The sequence below is a fragment of the Pseudomonas sp. HN11 genome (genome assembly GCF_021390155.1).
GTDB lineage: Bacteria > Pseudomonadota > Gammaproteobacteria > Pseudomonadales > Pseudomonadaceae > Aquipseudomonas.
Map to the genome: position 1 here is coordinate 3,632,536 of NZ_CP089985.1, position 16,777 is coordinate 3,649,312.

The following is a 16,777-nucleotide window of genomic DNA, read 5'->3' on the forward strand; positions in this document are numbered from 1 at the left end:
GGTTTGGTATCCTCACGGCCATTGTGTCAACAACCGAGGCTTTCATGAGCCAGATCGAAGAACAGCGCTTGATCACCAAGATCGCGAGCCTCTATTACGAAGAAGGGCTCAAGCAGTCTGAAATATCGACGCAGCTTGACCTGTCGCAGTCCTTTATCAGCCGTGCGCTGCGCCGGGCACTGCAGGAAGGCGTGGTAAAAATCAGCGTGATGCGCCTGCAAGGCCTGCACCTGGAGCTGGAAACCCAGTTGCAGCGCCGCTATGGCGTACGCCGGGTGATCGTGGTGGAAGCCACCGACCCCGGCAACGATGAAAGCATCAAGCAGGCCATCGGTTCGGCGGCCGCCCATTACCTGGAGACCAGCCTTTCGCCCCAGGACCATATCGGTATCTCGTCGTGGAGCAGCACCATTCGCGCCATGGTGGGCCACCTGCATGCGCAACCGGGCAAACAGGCCGCCCAGGAAGTCGTGCAATTATTGGGCGGTGTGGGCCACAAAGGTGCGTTTGAAGCCACGTTGCTCACCCAACGCCTGGCCACCCTGCTCAATTGCCCGGCGTTTTTGCTGCCGTCGCAGAGCATCGAGCAATCGGTGGAAAGCAAGCAGCGCATCGTGCAGATGGAAGAGGTCAAGGAGGTGCTGCAACGCTTCGACAGTATCACCCTGGCGATTGTCGGCATCGGCGACCTGGAGCCCTCGCAACTGCTGCGCAACAGCGGCAACTACTACACTGAAGACATGCTGCGCCTGCTCGCTGAACGCGGTGCCGTGGGCGATATCTGCCTGCGCTACTTCGACGCCCAGGGCAAGCCGGTGCTGGAAGAAGACGAAGAATTCGTGGTGTCGGTGGCGCTGACAAAATTGCGCTCGATCCAACGGGTGCTCGGCCTGGCCGGTGGGTTGAACAAGGTCCAGGCCATTCGCGGTGCACTCAAGGGCGGCTACCTGGACATCCTGATCACCGACCTCGACACCGCGCAGGCCCTCAACCAATAACCTTTTTTGGAGACCGCCGCTCATGACGTCCAAGCTCGAACAACTCAAGCAGTTCACCACCGTGGTCTGCGACACCGGCGACCTGGATGCCATCAGCCGCCTGCGCCCGGTGGACGCCACCACCAACCCGTCCCTGCTGCTCAAGGCCGCCGACATCCCCGAATACGCCGACCTGTTGCGCAGCGCCGTGAGCCACGCCAAGGGTGATGTGGACCTAGCCTGCGACCACTTCGCGGTTTCGGTGGGCGCGGGCATTCTCAAGGTGATTCCAGGGCGTATTTCCACCGAAGTGGATGCACGCCTGTCCTTTGACGAACAAGCGCTGTGGGCCAAGGCCAATCAGTTGATCGCCCTGTACGACCAGGCCGGGGTGGGCCGCGACCGCGTATTGATCAAGCTGGCGTCCACCTGGGAAGGCATCCGCACGGCCGAGCGTCTGGAAAAAGCCGGTATCCAGACCAACCTGACGCTGCTGTTCTCCTTCGCCCAGGCCGTGGCCTGCGCCGACGCGGGGGTGTTCCTGATCTCACCGTTCGTGGGTCGTATCTACGACTGGTACCGCAAGAGCACCGGCCAGGACTACACCGGCGTGGATGACCCGGGCGTGCAGTCAGTAACCCGCATCTACAACTACTACAAGGCCAATGACATCCCGACCGTGGTGATGGGCGCGAGCTTTCGCACCCTTAGCCAGATCGAACAACTGGCCGGCTGCGACCGCCTGACCATCAGCCCGGACCTGCTGCAAAAGCTCGCCGACGACAACGGCACCCTGGAACGCAAACTGGTGCCGGGAGCGGCGGGAGAACCGCGTCTGCCGATGAACGAGGCGCAGTTCCGCTGGGCGTCGAATGAAGATGCGATGGCCACTGAGAAACTCGCTGAAGGCATTCGCCAGTTCGCGCGGGACCAGGAAAAACTGGAAAAACTGTTGAGCCGCGCATGAACCCGCTCGGCCAGCCACGCACCTTGGTGTTCCTGGCCTATCCGCAAATGGGCCTGCTCGACCTGACTGGCGCCCAGACCGTGTTCTGGGCCGCCACCAAAGCCATGGCCGAACGCGGCTTGCCGGGTTACGTCATGCACACCGCCAGCCTGGCGGGTGGATTGATGCAGACCGCCGAGGGTTTGAGTGTGCACACAGTTGCACTCGGGCAACTGGCCGACACCGCTATCGACACCCTGATCGTGCCCGGCGCGCCGGCCATTCAACAGGCGATGGCAGCCAACACTGACTTGGTGGAATGGCTGCGCGTGGCGTCCGGCACCGCGGCGCGCACCGCCTCGGTGTGCACCGGCACCTTCCTGCTGGCCATGGCCGGCCTGCTCGACGGGCGCCGCGCCGCCACCCACTGGGCCATGTGCGACATGCTCAAGCATGGCTTCCCGGCCATCGCGGTGGACATGGACGCGATCTTTATCCAACAGGGCAATGTGTGGACCTCGGCCGGCGTGACGGCCGGGATCGACCTGGCGTTGGCCCTGGTGGAGATCGACTGCGGCCGCGATGTGGCATTGCAGGTGGCGCGGGAGCTGGTGGTATTCCTCAAGCGCCCCGGTGGGCAGGCGCAGTTCAGTCAACTGCTGCAGGCACAGACCGATGACAGCGCAGGCTTCGATGAACTGCACCTTTGGGTCGCCGATAACTTGCAGGACTCGGACCTGTCCGTGGAGCGTCTGGCGCAACAGGCACAGATGAGCCCGCGCAACTTTGCACGGGTCTACAAACAACGCACCGGGCGCACACCGGCCAAGGCCGTCGAGTTATTCCGCATGGAAGCGGCGCGCCGCCTGCTGGAGGATTCGGACCGCAATATCGACCAGATCGCCCGGCTGTGTGGGTTTGGGGATGAGGAGCGGATGCGGTATACCTTCCATCGTCACCTGACGATTTCGCCGCGTGAGTACCGGGAGCGATTTTCCCGCTGATGCTGCAACCTGTCCAACGCCATCAACCAATCGCTGCCGTGCTGCAACTGCGCGCCCGTGCACGCCGCTGCGGGCCGAGCGAGAGGCGAAGCCCTTGAGTTCGTACTCATTGATTTCCAGCTGCGAGCTTTTGATCGAGACCTTAGCCCTCGGCAGCAAGGCGTATTCTACGTCGTCGGACAGGCCGATAGGGCTTGGCAGGATTTCAGGGTTTTGTGTCCTACTCGGTGAGAACGGATGCTTTTAAAGTAAGCGTCCAATGCTCCACCTTCGACAATGACAATGGAGTGGTTGAACGCCATGAAAATCTCCGTTCCCGCGAGCGCGCGTCGCGAGCATTCATGGTTGGCCGGCCTTTGGGACCGGCGGGTGTTCACCGCGCGCCAGACCCAGATCAGCCCGACACCGGCGATCAACGCCTTGGGCTGGGTCGTTGGGTTGGTCGTGGCATGCGGCATCTTCGTGATCAATTCCGAGACCCATACCGACTGGGCACCGACGCTGCTGTACATCACGCTGCTGTTGATGGCGGCGAATCTTTTTTCGATCAATGTGGTGATTGGTGTCGCGTTGTTTTCCATTGCGCTGCTCATGGCGCTGTTCCTGTACAACGGCAACTATGAGCGCTGGGACTCGATCACCGGTTTCTTCCGCTGCCTCACGGCGCTCTCCGCCATCACCTTTCTTGCCCTGCGCAGCAAGTACGCGGCGGACAGCCTGCGGCACAACGAGGCCTACCTGGTGGGCGCCCAGCGCCTCAGCCAGACCGGCAGCGTGAGTTTTCGTGGCGACAGTGATGCCATGTCCTGGTCCGAGGAGTTGGCACGGATCTTCGAATACCCACATCATCAGGCGCCCACGGCGGTGATGGTGCTGGACCGTACCCATCCCGACGACCGACATTTGGCCCGCGAGGTCTTCGCCAAGGCCCGGAACCGTGAGCCGCTGATCGAAGTCAAGCACCGCCTGCTGATGCCCGATGGACGCGTCAAGCACCTGCATATGATCGCTAGCCCCGTCGAGACCCGTGGGCATTTCGAGTACCTGGGCGCGGTGAAGGATGTCACCGCCGACACGCTCGCCGAAGAGGCGTTGTTCCATGCGCAGAGCCAATTGGCCCACGTCACCCGTATCACCTCTCTGGGCGAATTGGCTGCCTCGATTGCCCACGAGGTGAACCAGCCGCTGACCGCCATCACCAGCAGCGGCGAAGCCTGCCGTCGCTGGCTCGACCGCGCGGAACCAGACCTCAATGAAGCGCGTCAATCCCTCGACCGCATTGTCTCCAGCGCCTGCCGCGCCAGTGAGGTGATCAGTCGAATTCGCGCGCTGTCACGCAAATGCGACCCGCTGCGCAAACCCGAATCGCTGGATGCCATTGTCAACGAAACCCTGAGCCTGGTGCAGCACGAGTTGTCGCGCCATAAAGTCCGGAGCCGTGTGGAGTTGAACGTGCTGGATGCGCAGATCAACGCCGACCGCGTGCAACTGCAACAGGTGCTGATCAACCTGATCATCAATGCCTGCCACGCCATGGAAACCACCGCCCCGCGCCAACGCCTGCTGCGGGTGCGGACCTGGGTGGACGGCGATAACGTCTTGCTCGAAGTTGCCGACCAAGGCATCGGTATTGACGCCAAGGACCTGCCCACCTTGTTCCAACCCTTTTTTACCACCAAGCCCGAGGGCCTGGGCATGGGCCTGTCGATCTGCCGCTCGATCATCGACTTCCATGGCGGCCGACTCTGGGCCACCAGCACGCCAGGCCAGGGCACCTCATTCACTTGCTCACTGCCTCTATTGGCCAAGGAGGCCCCATGAACGACCTTCACCCGATGAACCGCGTGATCAACCATGAACCCTGGGTGTATATCGTCGACGATGATCGCCCCCTGCGCGAGTCCCTCGGCAGCTTGTTGCGCTCGGTGGGCCTGCAGGTCCAGTTGTTCGGCTCGGCGGCGGAGTTCATGAATTTCCCGCGCCCCGACCTGCCCAGTTGCCTGGTGCTGGACGTACGTCTGCAAGGCACAAGCGGCCTGGATTTTCAGAATGAATTGGTGACGGCGCGGATCCACCTGCCGATCGTATTCATGACCGGCCACGGCGATATCGCCATGACCGTGCGTGCGATGAAAGCGGGCGCGGTGGACTTCCTGTCCAAGCCGTTTCGTGAACAGGACCTGATCGACGCGGTGTGCGCCGCCCACGCAAAAGACAAGACACGACGTGAAACCGAGCGCGGCGATGATGAACTGCGCACCCGATATGCCACCCTCACCCCCCGCGAACGAACGGTGATGGCACTGGCGGTTTCCGGGCTGATGAACAAGCAGATTGCCGGCGAAATCGGCCTGAGCGAAATCACCGTGAAGATCCACCGCGGCCAGGCGATGCGCAAGATGCTCGCGCGTTCGTTCGCCGACCTGGTGCGTATGGCCCAGGCCCTCGACATCCCGGTCAAACAGCAAGTCGGGTATACGCACGTATAGTATGTTGCCGGCGTGGACGGCGTATCTTGAGGTGATGGCGGGATGCTTCCATGTGCAGCCCGATCGCCTCCAGGTAACGAAATGTCCGACACGAAGATAATTGCCATCGTCGATGATGATGAATCCGTTCGTATGGCACTGGATGGGCTGCTGCGCTCCAACGGCTACAACGTCCGTCTCTACGCGGATGCCGAAGCCTTCCTCGCCTCCGACGGCCCAGGCTTCACTGCCTGCCTGATCAGCGACATCCAGATGCCTGGCCTCAGCGGCATCCAGCTCCACGAAACCCTGCACGCCGCAGGCCTCTCACTGCCGGTGATTTTCATCACCGGCTACCCCGGCCCGCCGCCCAGTATCGACCCGGCATTGCCGCCGCCCATTGCCTTCTTTCCCAAGCCGTTTTCCTGCGCCCAACTGATGGCCTGCCTCGCCGATGTGCTGGGCCGTTAATACCTTGGTATAGCCACCTCACACCTACGCATGCCTGCACTGACCCCAGGTAGAAGTGTTTGCGGCAGACGCCCTGGATAGTCTGGCTACACACAGTCCCACTCATGCAACAACGTCTCTCCAGGAGCAAACCATGAAACAGCACATTCTTATTATTGGCGCAGGGTTCGGTGGTGTCTGGAGCGCATTGAGCGCGGCCCGTCTGCTGGACAAACATGACCGCAACGACGTGCAGATCAGCCTGCTCGCCCCGCAGCCGGAACTGCGTATCCGCCCACGTTTCTACGAGCCCGATGTGCACACCATGATGGCGCCGCTGGGCCCGTTGTTCGACGCGGTGAACGTGAAGTTCATTGAAGGTGCGGCCGACAGCATTGATGAAAATGGCAAACAAGTGACCTACCGCAACGCGGCGGGTGTATCGACCACGGTCACGTACGACCGCCTGGTCATTGCCGCCGGCAGCCGCCTGAATCGCCCGCAGATGCCAGGCATCGAGCATGTGTTCGATGTGGACCAGATTGAAGATGCCACGCGCCTTGAAGCCCATATCAAGGCCCTGAAGAACCTGCCTGAAAGCGCCGCGCGCAATACCGTGGTGGTAGCGGGTGGTGGTTTTACCGGTATCGAGACTGCCACCGAAATGCCGACCCGCCTGCGTGAAGCACTGGGTGACCAGGTTGATATTCGCGTCGTCGTGGTGGACCGTGGCCCGCAGATCGCCGCGTCCATGGGCGATGGCATTCGTCCCTCGATCATCGAAGCGAGTACGGCGTTGGGCCTGGAATGGGTGCTCAACACCTCGGTGGCCTCGGTGGATGCCGACGGCGTGACCCTGGCGAATGGGCAACGGATCGAATCCAGCACGGTGATCTGGACCATCGGCTTTCGCGCCAACCCGCTTACCGAACAAGTCAGCGGCACCCGTGATCCCCAGGGCCGCCTGCATGTGGACGGCAACCTCAAGGTCAAAGGCCAGGCCGACGTGTTCGCCGCCGGTGACGTGGCCTACGCCGCCACCGATGATTTGGGCAATTTCGCCAGCATGTCCTGCCAGCACGCCATCGCCCTGGGCCGCTATGCCGGCAACAACGTGGCCGCCGACCTGATCGGCGTCGCGCCGATGACCTACAGCCAGCCCAAATACGTGACCTGCCTCGACCTTGGCGCCTGGGGCGCCGTGTTCACCGAAGGCTGGGACCGCCAGTTGAAACTGGTCGGCCAGGAAGCCAAGGACCTCAAGCACCAGATCAACACCGTGTGGATCTACCCACCGGCCGCTGATCGTGCCGTCGCGCTGGCGGCGGCAGACCCGTTGATTCCAGTGGCCTGATTCCCCGCACTCCCTATACCGGCCAGCTCACTCCTTGCTGACCCGGTCATTCCCGAGCGCCCGCCGACGATGTTTAGGCGGGCGTTTTTTTTGCGCATTCACCCAATGAACGCGCCGCCAATGCCCCCATCACCCCGCCCACCATCGGCGCTACCCAGAACAACCAAAGCTGCGAGAGGTATTCACCGCCAGCAAACAACGCCGGCCCGGTACTGCGTGCAGGGTTCACTGACGTGTTAGTCACCGGGATCAGCACCAGGTGAATCAAGGTCAGGGTCAGGCCGATCGCAATGGGCGCGAAGCCAGGCACCGCGCCCGGTGCGGTGACACGCATGATGATGAACAAGAAGAAGAACGTGGCGATGAATTCCGCAAGCAATGCGGCCTTCATGTCAAAGAGGCCTGGACTCAATGGGCCGTAGCCGTTGGCGGCAAAACCACCCACTGAGAAATCCGGCTGCCCGCTGGCAATCAGGTACAAGGCCGCCGCGGCGCCAATTGCTCCAGCCACCTGCGCCGCGATATACGGCAGCACATCACCACCCGCCACGCGGCGTCCCGCCCATAAACCAAGGGTTACCGCCGGGTTGAAATGCCCGCCGGAAATACCGCCTACCGCGTAGGCCATGGTCAGCACCGTGAGCCCGAACGCCAGCGAAACGCCGACAAACCCAATGCCCAATTCCGGAAAAGCCGCCGCCAGAATGGCGCTGCCACAGCCACCGAACGTCAGCCAGAATGTACCGATAAACTCGGCGGTCAAACGCTTTTGCACAATCGACTCCATTGCGGTTCAAGTGCCGTCACCACAGGCCGTGGGCGGTCCTGGGCGACGGTAGCAATGGGTCTCAAATTGCTGTGTAAGACTTGTCCTGTTTTATCGGGTTACAACACCCTGCCCAAACCGGCGAATCGCCAGGCAGTACCCTATCAACGCCACCGCCGCCAGCAACCCACCCGCCGCGCCGATCCAGGCGAAGCCAAACTGGCTGCCCACCCAGCTGCCCATCAGGGCGCCGCCGCCGATACCGATGTTGTAGATGCCGGAGAACATCGCCATGGCCACGTCGGTGGCATCCGGCGCCAGCACCAGCACCTTGGATTGCATCGCGAGGCCAAAGCCCATGATCGCCATGCCCCAGAAAATGCTCAGCACCACCAGGTAGGATTCTGCGCCGCTCAACGGCAGCAGCAGCGTCAGGCAGGCGGCGAGGATGAATACCGCGCCGACCACGAACAAATGGGGGTTGAAACGGTGCACCAGGCTGAACAGCAGCGAGCCGATGATGCCCGCGCCGCCAAATACCAGCAGGATCAAAGTCACCGCGCTCCCGCTCATGCCGGCGACACCTTCGACGAAGGGTTCGATGTAGCTGTAGGCGGTGAATTGCGCGGTCACGGTCATGGCGGTGAGCACATACAACGCCACCAGCGCCGGGCGCTTGAACAGCAGCGGCAAGCTGCGCAGGGAGCCGGAGTTCTGGCTCGGCAGCAGTGGCAAGGTGCGCGCCAGCCAGAACACCAGGGCGCCAGCAAAGGCGCCGATCACCAGGAACGTGGTGCGCCAGCCCATGGCTTCGCCGAGCAGGCGGCCCAGGGGAATACCCAGGACCATCGCCAGGGAAGTACCGGTGGCCAGCAGGCCGAGAGCTTGCACCTGCTTGCCTTCCGGCGCCAGGCGCACCGCCAGCGATGCGGTGATCGACCAGAACAACGCATGGGACAACGCGATGCCGATACGGCTCAGCATCAAGAGACCGAAACTGGTAGCGACGCTGGAAAGGATATGGCTGATGATAAACATGCAAAACAGCACGATCAGCAGCTTGCGCCGTTCGACGTTGCGGGTCAGCAGCATCACCGGCAGCGACGTCAGGGACACAATCCAGGCGTAGATGGTGAGCATCAGCCCGACGCTGGACACGGGCATGTCGAAGCTGGTGCCGATGGCGCTGAGCAGGCCGACGGGCACGAATTCGGTGGTATTGAACACAAAGGCGGCCAGCGCGAGGGCGATGACCGGTTGCCAATTGGCTTGGGGGGTTGCGGCTGAAATGCTCATGGAACGGCGCGGTACTCTGACGATGATCAAGCGGCCACCCAGGACAAGCGCCGCCGCCGAGCATTCTATAGGTTTCTGGCCAGCCTGTTGACGCGGATCGTCGCCCGGCGGTTCAAGGCGAGGTCAGCGTTATGATGTAGCTACCCGACTGAATCAGCTCGCCGGCGCTGTCGACCAGCACATATTGCTGATCGTAATAACGCCCATTGCCGCTGTCCGCCACCAGCAGCACATGGGCTGCAAGGGCGCTGGCCACCGGAGCTATCTGACGTACCTCAAGGCGACTGCCACGACTGGCCTCGGCACAGTCGCTCAATTCCACGACCGAGCCCCTGTGCGTATTTGTCGCACACCCAGACTCGACGATACTGCCCCTGAATTCGAGGGTGCCCTGCCCTGCGGTTTGCGCCGCGCCGCACGCTCCCGCCCATAGGCACAGCAGGCTGGTAAACACCGAGGTACCTTTTATGCTCATGCCGACGCTCCTTACTGGGCTCTTAACCACTAAGTCGTCTGGCCGGGCGTTAACTTGAGCTTATTCGGCGAAGGCTATGACGTCGATCAAGGATCCACCTGCCCCATCATTTGCGGAATGCTTTCCGGCCGCTTGGCATAACGCTGTGCCAACGCTGCGCAGACCATCAGCTGGATCTGGTGGAACAGCATCAGCGGCAGGATCAGCACACCCATGGTTGCCCCGGCGAACAATACCTGGGCCATCGGCACCCCGGTCGCCAGGCTCTTCTTCGAACCGCAGAACAGAATGGTGATGCGGTCTTCCTGATTGAAGCCAAAAGCCTTGCCCAGCACGGTCGAAGCTACCAATACCAACGCCAGCAACACGCAACACGCCACCACCAGCCCGCCCAGTTCCCACAGTGGAATCTGGTGCCAGATGCCTTCGTTGACCGCTTCGCTGAACGCGCCGTAGACCACCAGCAGGATCGAGCCTTGGTCGACGAACTTCAGCCAGGATTTATTGCGGCCGACCCACTCGCCGATCCAACGACGCGCGATCTGCCCGGCGATAAACGGCAGCAGCAGTTGCACGCTGATTTTCAGGATCGCATCGACGGTGGAACCGCCCTCCCCGTGCACATTGAGCAACAACGTGACCAGCAAGGGCGTGAGGAAGATCCCGAACAGGCTGGACGCCGCTGCACTGCAAATCGCCGCCGGAATATTGCCCCGCGCCAGGGATGTGAAGGCAATCGCCGATTGCACCGTGGCCGGCAAGGCACAGAGGTAGAGCATCCCCATGTACAGGTCTTTGCCGATCAGCGGCGACAGCACTGGCTTGAGCGCCAAACCCAGTAGCGGAAACAGCACAAAGGTCAGGCTGAATACCAACAGGTGCAGGCGCCAGTGGCCGGCACCGGCGACGATGGCCTGGCGCGACAGCTTGGCGCCGTGCAAAAAAAACAGCAGAGCAATCGCCAGGTTGGTGACCCAGCCAAACGCCACGGCGGTCTGGCCGCTGGCGGGTAGCAGGGAAGCAAGGATCACCGTGGCGATCAGGGTCAGGGTGAAGTTGTCGGGCAAAAAACGGGGGCGAGTCATAAGCGAGATCTTCCGGGGGTTGCCAAGAGCGTCATCACGACTCTAACGTAACGACTTGTTACCGACTAACGCCAACGAGCCAGTAAATGCCGCCTAAAGGACATGAGAAGACCGTTCGCCGCAGTGTTCCCGGGCTTTCCAGCCTGCCACGCCCGGTGTATGGGCGCACCGAATCCTTGCCCAATCGTGCGTTGACCCGTCGGCACAGCCACCCGTGGGTGCAATTGTCCTACGCGATCTCCGGGGTGCTGGAGATCCAGACCAGCATCGGTCGCTTCGTGGCGCCGCCGCAACGTGCGGTATGGATCCCAGCAGGCGTGCCGCACCGTGTGTTCAGTTCGCCCCATACGGAAATGCGCAGTTTGTACCTGGATTGCAGCGTCACGGCGTGGGCGGCCGAACGTTGTCACGTATTGGAGGTGAGCAGCCTGCTGCGCGAGTTGATCCGCAGCTTCAGTGAACTGCCGGTGGAATATGCCGAGGATGGGCCGGATGGGCGTCTGGCCCAAGTAGTGCTGGATCAACTGGCAGCGGCACCGCAAGTCGATCTGATGCTGCCGCTGCCGTTGGACCCGCGCTTGCGCCAGATTTATCGCAGCTTGAACCTGCACCCGGAACAACAGACCACCTTGGGCCAGTGGAGCCAGAAACTGGAGGTGAGTGAGAAGACGCTCAGTCGGTTGTTCTTGAGCGATACCGGACTGACGTTTCGCGCCTGGCGCCAGCGCTTGCGATTACTCACCGCCCTGCCCGCCCTGGAGCAAGGCGAGCGGGTGACGGATGTGGCATTGGGATGTGGGTATGAGTCGACGTCAGCGTTTATCAATGCGTTTCGTCAGCAGTTCGAGGCGACGCCGGGCGAATTTTTCCGCTGATATCACAGACAATGAAGATCCAATGTGGGAGCGCTTTACACCGCAGTAACCCGTATGTCACCAATCAGCTGCCGTTGCCGCCATGGGCTTCTTCGAAGAAGTAGTCCTTCCAACTGGCGGCCTTGTTTTTCAGTATGCCGAGTTCCTGCAATTTCTCGGCGTAGATATAGGTACGCTGCGGCACGATAGCGAAGTCGATTTCCGGGTCCTGAACGATTTTTTCCACCAAGTCCAACGGCAATTTCGACTGTTCTACGCGAATGTACGCCTTGGCCGCGGCAGGTTTGTCGGCCTTGATGATCTTCTCGGCCTCGGCCAGCGCGTCATAGAACGCCTTGTAGGTCTTGGGGTTTTCATCATGGAATTTCTGTGTGGTGTACAGCACGTTGAACGTCGCCTGCCCGCCCAGGATATCGTAGGAACTGAGCACCTTGTGCACGTTGGGACTCAACAGTTCCTGGTACTGGAACGGCGGGCTGGAGAAGTGCGAGTTGATCTCCGACCCCCCGGCAATCAAGGCGGCGGTGGCGTCGGGGTGGGCCAGGCTGATCGAGATGTCATCGAACTTCTTATAGTTGGCATCGCCGAACTGCTTGGCAGTCTCAATCTGCAGGGTGCGCGATTGGAAGCCCACACCAGCGGCGGGCACGGCAATGCGGTCTTTCTCAGTGAAGTCCTTGAGGGTCTTCACGTTGGGGTTATTGGTCAGCAGGTAGTTGGGCATCGAGCCGAGGGAGGCGATGGCCTTGACGTTCTGCTTGCCTTTGGTGCGGTCCCACAGGGTAAGCATCGGCGGTACACCGGCCGAGACCACATCCAGGGCGCCCGCCAGCAGCGACTCGTTCATCGCGGTGGCGCCGGAAATGCTGTTCCATTCCACCTTGATATCCAGGCCCTGTTCCTTGCCGTGCTTTTCGATCAGGTTTTGGTCGCGCACCACGTCGAGGATCAGATACCCGATGCCGAATTGCTGAGCGATGCTGATCTTGCCTTCGGCCTGGGCACCGATACTGATCAAGGCCGTCGCAGCAGCCAGCAGGGTCAGGGAGGAACGCTTGATAGTCATAGGAGTCTGCCGCGTTTTTAAGAAGGTGATGGAGCCTAGCGGCGATTTTTAAGGCAGGAAAAGAATATCGGGATCTATTGTTATGCAAATAACCCACAAACAGACGCTCGGCTGGTATTGTGCCGCGCTTAGAAAAACTGCCGAACCTGCGAGGAAATGGACGTTGAACACTGACGAAAAAATGACTGGAGACCTGTTCGAGGTGGATAAGCGCCTGTCACTCAAACCCGTGGTGGACTTCAACACCTACCTGCGCAGCGCCTTCGGCGACGGCCCGTGCAGTTGCATCCGTTGCACGGCCAGCCAAGGCGATGAAACCGGCTATGAGTTCCAGCACACCTTTATCTTCGACGGCAAACCCACCCACCGACGCTTCGCGTCCACGGCCGGCAGCGATGTGTTGCAAGCGCTGAAGAAGGCCTGGTTGTCGTACACCAAAGCCGAGTTGCCACTGAGCGGTGTACTGGCGTTGGACACCGTTAAGGAGTTCGTCGAGCCGCAGTTGCACAAACGCCTGGCGCCCCTGTTCATGGCCAGTGGGCTGGTCAAGGAAGCGGACGGCGAGATGCACCTGCTGCCACAAGCCTTGACCTGATGCGTCCACCTACGCCGGATGTGCGCCGCGAAGGGTGATCTCCGGCGTCAGCTCATCCAGCGGTTCGACCAAGGGCCGCTCATCGATTCCCGGCAACAGGATCACCTTGCGGCACTCCTCCTCGCCTTTGTCGAACAGCTCATAACCTCGCGCGGCCTGCTCCAGGGACAGGCGATGAGTCACGATTGCCTCAGGGTTCAAGTGACCCAGTTCGATGTGCTCCAACAGCTCAGGCAAAAAGCGCTGCACGTGGGTCTGGCCCATCTTGAAGGTCAGCCCTTTGTCGAACGCATCGCCGAACATGAAGCCATGGATAAACCCGGCATACACCCCGGCTACACTGACCACCCCGCCCCGGCGCACGGCGGCGATGCATTGGCGCAGAGCCTTGCCGCTGCTGCCTTCGAGCTTGAGGGTGGTGAGGAGGGTTTCGGTGGTGCTGCCTTTGGCCTCGAAGCCAACCGCATCCACGACGCCATCGACGCCACGCATGCCGGCGGTCTGACGGATGATGGTGTCGGCCGGGTCATCGTCTTCCTCGAAGTTGATCGGGATCACACCGTAGGTTTTCTGCGCATAGGCCAGGCGATAGGGATGGTCGTCGACCATGAAGATCTGCTCGGCACCGAGCATCCGCGCACAAGCGGCACTGAGCAGACCGACCGGGCCGGCACCGTAGATCGCCAGGCTGGAGCCTTGGCCGATGCCGGCATTGGTCACGGCCTGCCAGGCGGTAGGCAGGATGTCGGAGAGAAACAAGACTTTCTCATCCGCCAAGGTGCCTGGTACTTTGAACGGCCCGGTATTGGCTTTGGGCACTCGCACCAGTTCGGCCTGGCCACCGGGAATGCCACCGTACAAGCGGCTGTAGCCAAACAGTGCCGCACCCGGTGGGATCGCCTTTTTATTCAGAATCGCACCACGTCCGTCATTGGTGGTTTCACAGGCGGCGAACTGCTGGAGCTGGCAGAAGAAGCAATCGCCACAGGCAATCACGAATGGGATCACCACGCGGTCGCCGCGTTGCACCGCCGTGACTGCCGGGCCGGTTTCTTCGACGATGCCCATGAACTCGTGGCCGAAGATGTCGCCGTGTTCGACAGTCGGGATCTTGCCACGATAAAGGTGCAGGTCCGAACCGCAGATCGCGGTGGCGGTGACGCGCAAAATGATGTCGTCGGGTTGCTCGATGATGGGGTCGGGCACCGTGTCGACCCGCACTTTGTGCGCGCCCTGAAAAGTCATCGCTCGCATGCTCTGCACTCCTGCTAATGAAAGGGGACTACTCATTAAGGGCTGCTATTGAGATGAGCGTTCATTTCATGTCGACCATCCACCGATCAATGGTCGTCGCGACTCTGAGTCAAGAGCCGGTCGACCACCTGCTGGAGACTGCCCAGCTCACCCGCGCCACTGGCTCGGGCGGCGGCATGGCAACGCAATTGATCGACAGCGCTGTTGCCCGAAACCAGCAACGTGTGCAAGTCGCCGAACAACTGTGGCTCGCCCATGGCTTCGGCGGTGGCCGCAAAGGTCTTTTGCGCGTGTAGCAGCCATTGCTCAGCAGTCGCCATCGTCCCTTGATCATCCAGCGAAAAGTTGCCCGCCGCGCCGTGGCGCTTGGCCTGCCAGCGGTTTTCCTTGAGCAGCCAGCGTGCCTCGGCAGTGAAGGTGGCACCGGGATGTTCCAGGCCACAGGCATGGGTGACCATCACCCGGAACAAGGTTGCCAAGGCCAAAGCGTCCGCCAGCCTGGGGCAGGCATCGGTCATGCGCAATTCAAGGGTGGGATAGCGCGCCGCCGGGCGGATGCCCCACCACCCATTGCCATCGGCCTTGATTGCACCGACACGTTGCAACAAGGCCAGGTAGCGTACATACGCCGCCCAATCCGCGAAGTGCTCTGGCACGCCCATACGCGGCCACTCATCACAGGCAGCTTGGCGATAGCTCATAAAGCCCGTGGGCGCTCCGTCCCAGAACGGCGAAGAGCAACTGAGCAGCAACAACAACGGCAGCCAGGGCGAGACTTGGTTCATCACCGCAATGCGATCGACAGCGGCCGGCACCTCGACATGCACATGCAACCCGCAGAGCACACTACGATGCGCCACGTACTGGATGTCGTCGAACAACTGTTGGAAATGCGCACGATCCGTTGGCCATTGCTCACGCCATGCCGCCAGGGGATGGCTGCCGGCACACACGACACCCAGGCCGAAGTCCGCCAGCGACCGGCTCAAATTACGGCGCACCGTGGCCAGGTAATCGGCCGCCTCGTTACCGCTCTTGAACACCGGAGAGGCCACCTCGATCTGGCCCTGGAACATCTCATACGCAAAGCCCGGTCCAATGGCTTGCCGACAGGCCGCCAACACCGCAGCCGAGGGTTGGCTGACCATACGCCGGGTATGCAGGTCGGTGATGAAATATTCTTCTTCGATACCAAAGGTGAGCATGGCTGTCAGCGCAACCGGGTGACAGTGAGCGCGACCACTGCAATCCGCTCCACGCGCTCGTAGCCTGGCTTGACCAGCTCTTCGCCGAATACGTCGGGGTCCAGTTCACGGTAGGTCCAGCCGAAGGCATCGTTTTCGAGCAATGGCTTGACCGCCGTCAGGAACGGGTCCTCTCCGGCGACAATCGCCACGCCGGTGTACAACACCAGGCTGCCGCCAAGGGCCAGGCGCCCGAGCGACTCACCGGTGATACGCACCGACAACTGCTCACCCAGGGCCCCGCCTCCATGGCGATAGGCACGTTGACGGTCATCATTCATGTAGGGCGGGTTCGCGACGATCAGGTCAAATTCGCCCTCCACGCTCGCCAGCACGTCGCTGTGGTAGGCACTGACGTTCGTCAACCCAGCCAGTTCGGCGTTCACTGCGGTCATGCGCAAAGCGCGCGGGTTGATATCCACCGCCAGCACCTGCGCGTCATGCCGCGCTCGGGCAATCACCAACGCACCGACACCTGCGCCGCAACCAATGTCCACGGCGCGCTTGACCGGTTCGAAGCGCTGTTGCAGATGGGCTTCGATCACTTGGGCGAAGCGGTAACTGTCTGGGCCGAAGAACACCGCGTCGGACTGGGTGGTAGGGTACGCGGAATGCGCAAACAGCAGACTGTCCAGGCTCGACCAACGCACGGCGCTGCGCCACAGCGAGTCGTGCTTTTCTATGACATCGGCTTGCCGCAATTGCTCATGGAACGCTTCGGGCAACAGCCCGTTGTCAAACGGCATCGACCAGCCGAACACATCGCGCAGGTCCACCGCCAGCGCAGCTGCCCGGCGCTGATAGACGCGTTCGTGGGTCAAAGGCGTCGGGGTGATGAAACGGTAGCCGCTCTCCTTCAACCCCCGGCCCAAATTCAACAGGGCGCGGTCGGCGAGTTGTTGTGCAGACATGGGGGCGTTCC

The 16,777-nt window shown here is 61.5% G+C and carries 17 protein-coding genes; 9 read left to right on the forward strand and 8 right to left on the reverse strand.

All coding sequences use genetic code 11. The features are described 5' to 3' along the window. Positions 1-44: 44 nt before the first annotated feature. The 7 genes from LVW35_RS16285 (at position 45) to LVW35_RS16315 (ending at position 7,199) form a co-directional block, all read left to right on the forward strand. Positions 45-998, forward strand: a complete 954-nt coding sequence (locus LVW35_RS16285) for a sugar-binding transcriptional regulator (RefSeq protein ID WP_233891103.1) — start codon at positions 45-47, stop codon at positions 996-998. 22 nt (positions 999-1,020) lie between these two features. Beyond that, entirely contained in the window at positions 1,021-1,944 is a 924-nt protein-coding gene (gene tal, locus LVW35_RS16290; protein ID WP_233891104.1) for a transaldolase, read from the forward strand. Beyond that, the gene (locus LVW35_RS16295) at positions 1,941-2,927 is read left to right on the forward strand and encodes a GlxA family transcriptional regulator (protein WP_233891105.1); all 987 of its coding nucleotides are present in this window, start codon (positions 1,941-1,943) and stop codon (positions 2,925-2,927) included. Before tal ends, LVW35_RS16295 begins: the two co-directional genes overlap by 4 nt. A gap of 300 nt (positions 2,928-3,227) precedes the next feature. Continuing rightward, positions 3,228-4,748 carry a sensor histidine kinase gene (locus LVW35_RS16300; protein ID WP_233891106.1) on the forward strand — a complete coding sequence of 507 codons (1,521 nt, stop codon included), beginning with the start codon at positions 3,228-3,230 and terminating at the stop codon, positions 4,746-4,748. Continuing rightward, positions 4,745-5,416, forward strand: a complete 672-nt coding sequence (locus LVW35_RS16305; protein WP_233891107.1) for a response regulator transcription factor — start codon at positions 4,745-4,747, stop codon at positions 5,414-5,416. The genes LVW35_RS16300 and LVW35_RS16305 overlap by 4 nt, the downstream gene beginning before the upstream one ends. Before the next feature lie 81 nt (positions 5,417-5,497). Further along, positions 5,498-5,866: a response regulator transcription factor gene (locus tag LVW35_RS16310; RefSeq protein WP_233891108.1), complete on the forward strand. Its 369-nt coding sequence runs from the start codon at positions 5,498-5,500 to the stop codon at positions 5,864-5,866. A gap of 133 nt (positions 5,867-5,999) precedes the next feature. After that, entirely contained in the window at positions 6,000-7,199 is a 1,200-nt protein-coding gene (locus LVW35_RS16315) for an NAD(P)/FAD-dependent oxidoreductase (protein WP_233891109.1), read from the forward strand. Between the two features lie 73 nt (positions 7,200-7,272). On the opposite strand, the gene aqpZ is transcribed toward LVW35_RS16315, so the two are convergent. From aqpZ to LVW35_RS16335, 4 genes are all read right to left on the reverse strand, one after another. Continuing rightward, the gene (gene aqpZ, locus LVW35_RS16320) at positions 7,273-7,974 is read right to left on the reverse strand and encodes an aquaporin Z (protein WP_233891110.1); all 702 of its coding nucleotides are present in this window, start codon (positions 7,972-7,974) and stop codon (positions 7,273-7,275) included. A gap of 102 nt (positions 7,975-8,076) precedes the next feature. Continuing rightward, the gene (locus LVW35_RS16325) at positions 8,077-9,261 is read right to left on the reverse strand and encodes a sugar transporter (protein ID WP_233891111.1); all 1,185 of its coding nucleotides are present in this window, start codon (positions 9,259-9,261) and stop codon (positions 8,077-8,079) included. 112 nt (positions 9,262-9,373) lie between these two features. Next, on the reverse strand, positions 9,374-9,736 hold the full coding sequence (locus LVW35_RS16330) for a type 1 fimbrial protein (RefSeq protein ID WP_233891112.1): 363 nt from the start codon (positions 9,734-9,736) through the stop codon (positions 9,374-9,376). 86 nt (positions 9,737-9,822) lie between these two features. Beyond that, positions 9,823-10,821: a bile acid:sodium symporter family protein gene (locus tag LVW35_RS16335; protein WP_233891113.1), complete on the reverse strand. Its 999-nt coding sequence runs from the start codon at positions 10,819-10,821 to the stop codon at positions 9,823-9,825. An 86-nt stretch (positions 10,822-10,907) separates the two neighbouring features. Here LVW35_RS16335 and LVW35_RS16340 point away from each other — a divergent pair, with 86 nt between their 5' ends. Continuing rightward, positions 10,908-11,696, forward strand: a complete 789-nt coding sequence (locus LVW35_RS16340) for an AraC family transcriptional regulator (protein WP_233891114.1) — start codon at positions 10,908-10,910, stop codon at positions 11,694-11,696. A 64-nt stretch (positions 11,697-11,760) separates the two neighbouring features. Here the strand turns inward: LVW35_RS16340 and LVW35_RS16345 are convergent, their stop codons facing one another. Continuing rightward, positions 11,761-12,762, reverse strand: coding sequence for an ABC transporter substrate-binding protein (locus LVW35_RS16345; protein WP_233891115.1), 1,002 nt, complete (start codon positions 12,760-12,762; stop codon positions 11,761-11,763). A gap of 163 nt (positions 12,763-12,925) precedes the next feature. On the opposite strand from LVW35_RS16345, the gene LVW35_RS16350 reads away from it, so the two are divergent. Then, the gene (locus LVW35_RS16350; RefSeq protein ID WP_233891116.1) at positions 12,926-13,357 is read left to right on the forward strand and encodes a hypothetical protein; all 432 of its coding nucleotides are present in this window, start codon (positions 12,926-12,928) and stop codon (positions 13,355-13,357) included. A gap of 9 nt (positions 13,358-13,366) precedes the next feature. Here the strand turns inward: LVW35_RS16350 and LVW35_RS16355 are convergent, their stop codons facing one another. The 3 genes from LVW35_RS16355 to LVW35_RS16365 form a co-directional block, all read right to left on the reverse strand. Next, complete coding sequence (locus LVW35_RS16355; RefSeq protein ID WP_233891117.1) at positions 13,367-14,611, reverse strand: zinc-dependent alcohol dehydrogenase; 1,245 nt, start codon at positions 14,609-14,611, stop codon at positions 13,367-13,369. 86 nt (positions 14,612-14,697) lie between these two features. Further along, the gene (locus LVW35_RS16360) at positions 14,698-15,816 is read right to left on the reverse strand and encodes a carboxylate-amine ligase (protein WP_233891118.1); all 1,119 of its coding nucleotides are present in this window, start codon (positions 15,814-15,816) and stop codon (positions 14,698-14,700) included. A 5-nt stretch (positions 15,817-15,821) separates the two neighbouring features. After that, positions 15,822-16,766, reverse strand: a complete 945-nt coding sequence (locus LVW35_RS16365; RefSeq protein WP_233891119.1) for a methyltransferase — start codon at positions 16,764-16,766, stop codon at positions 15,822-15,824. Positions 16,767-16,777 lie beyond the last annotated feature (11 nt).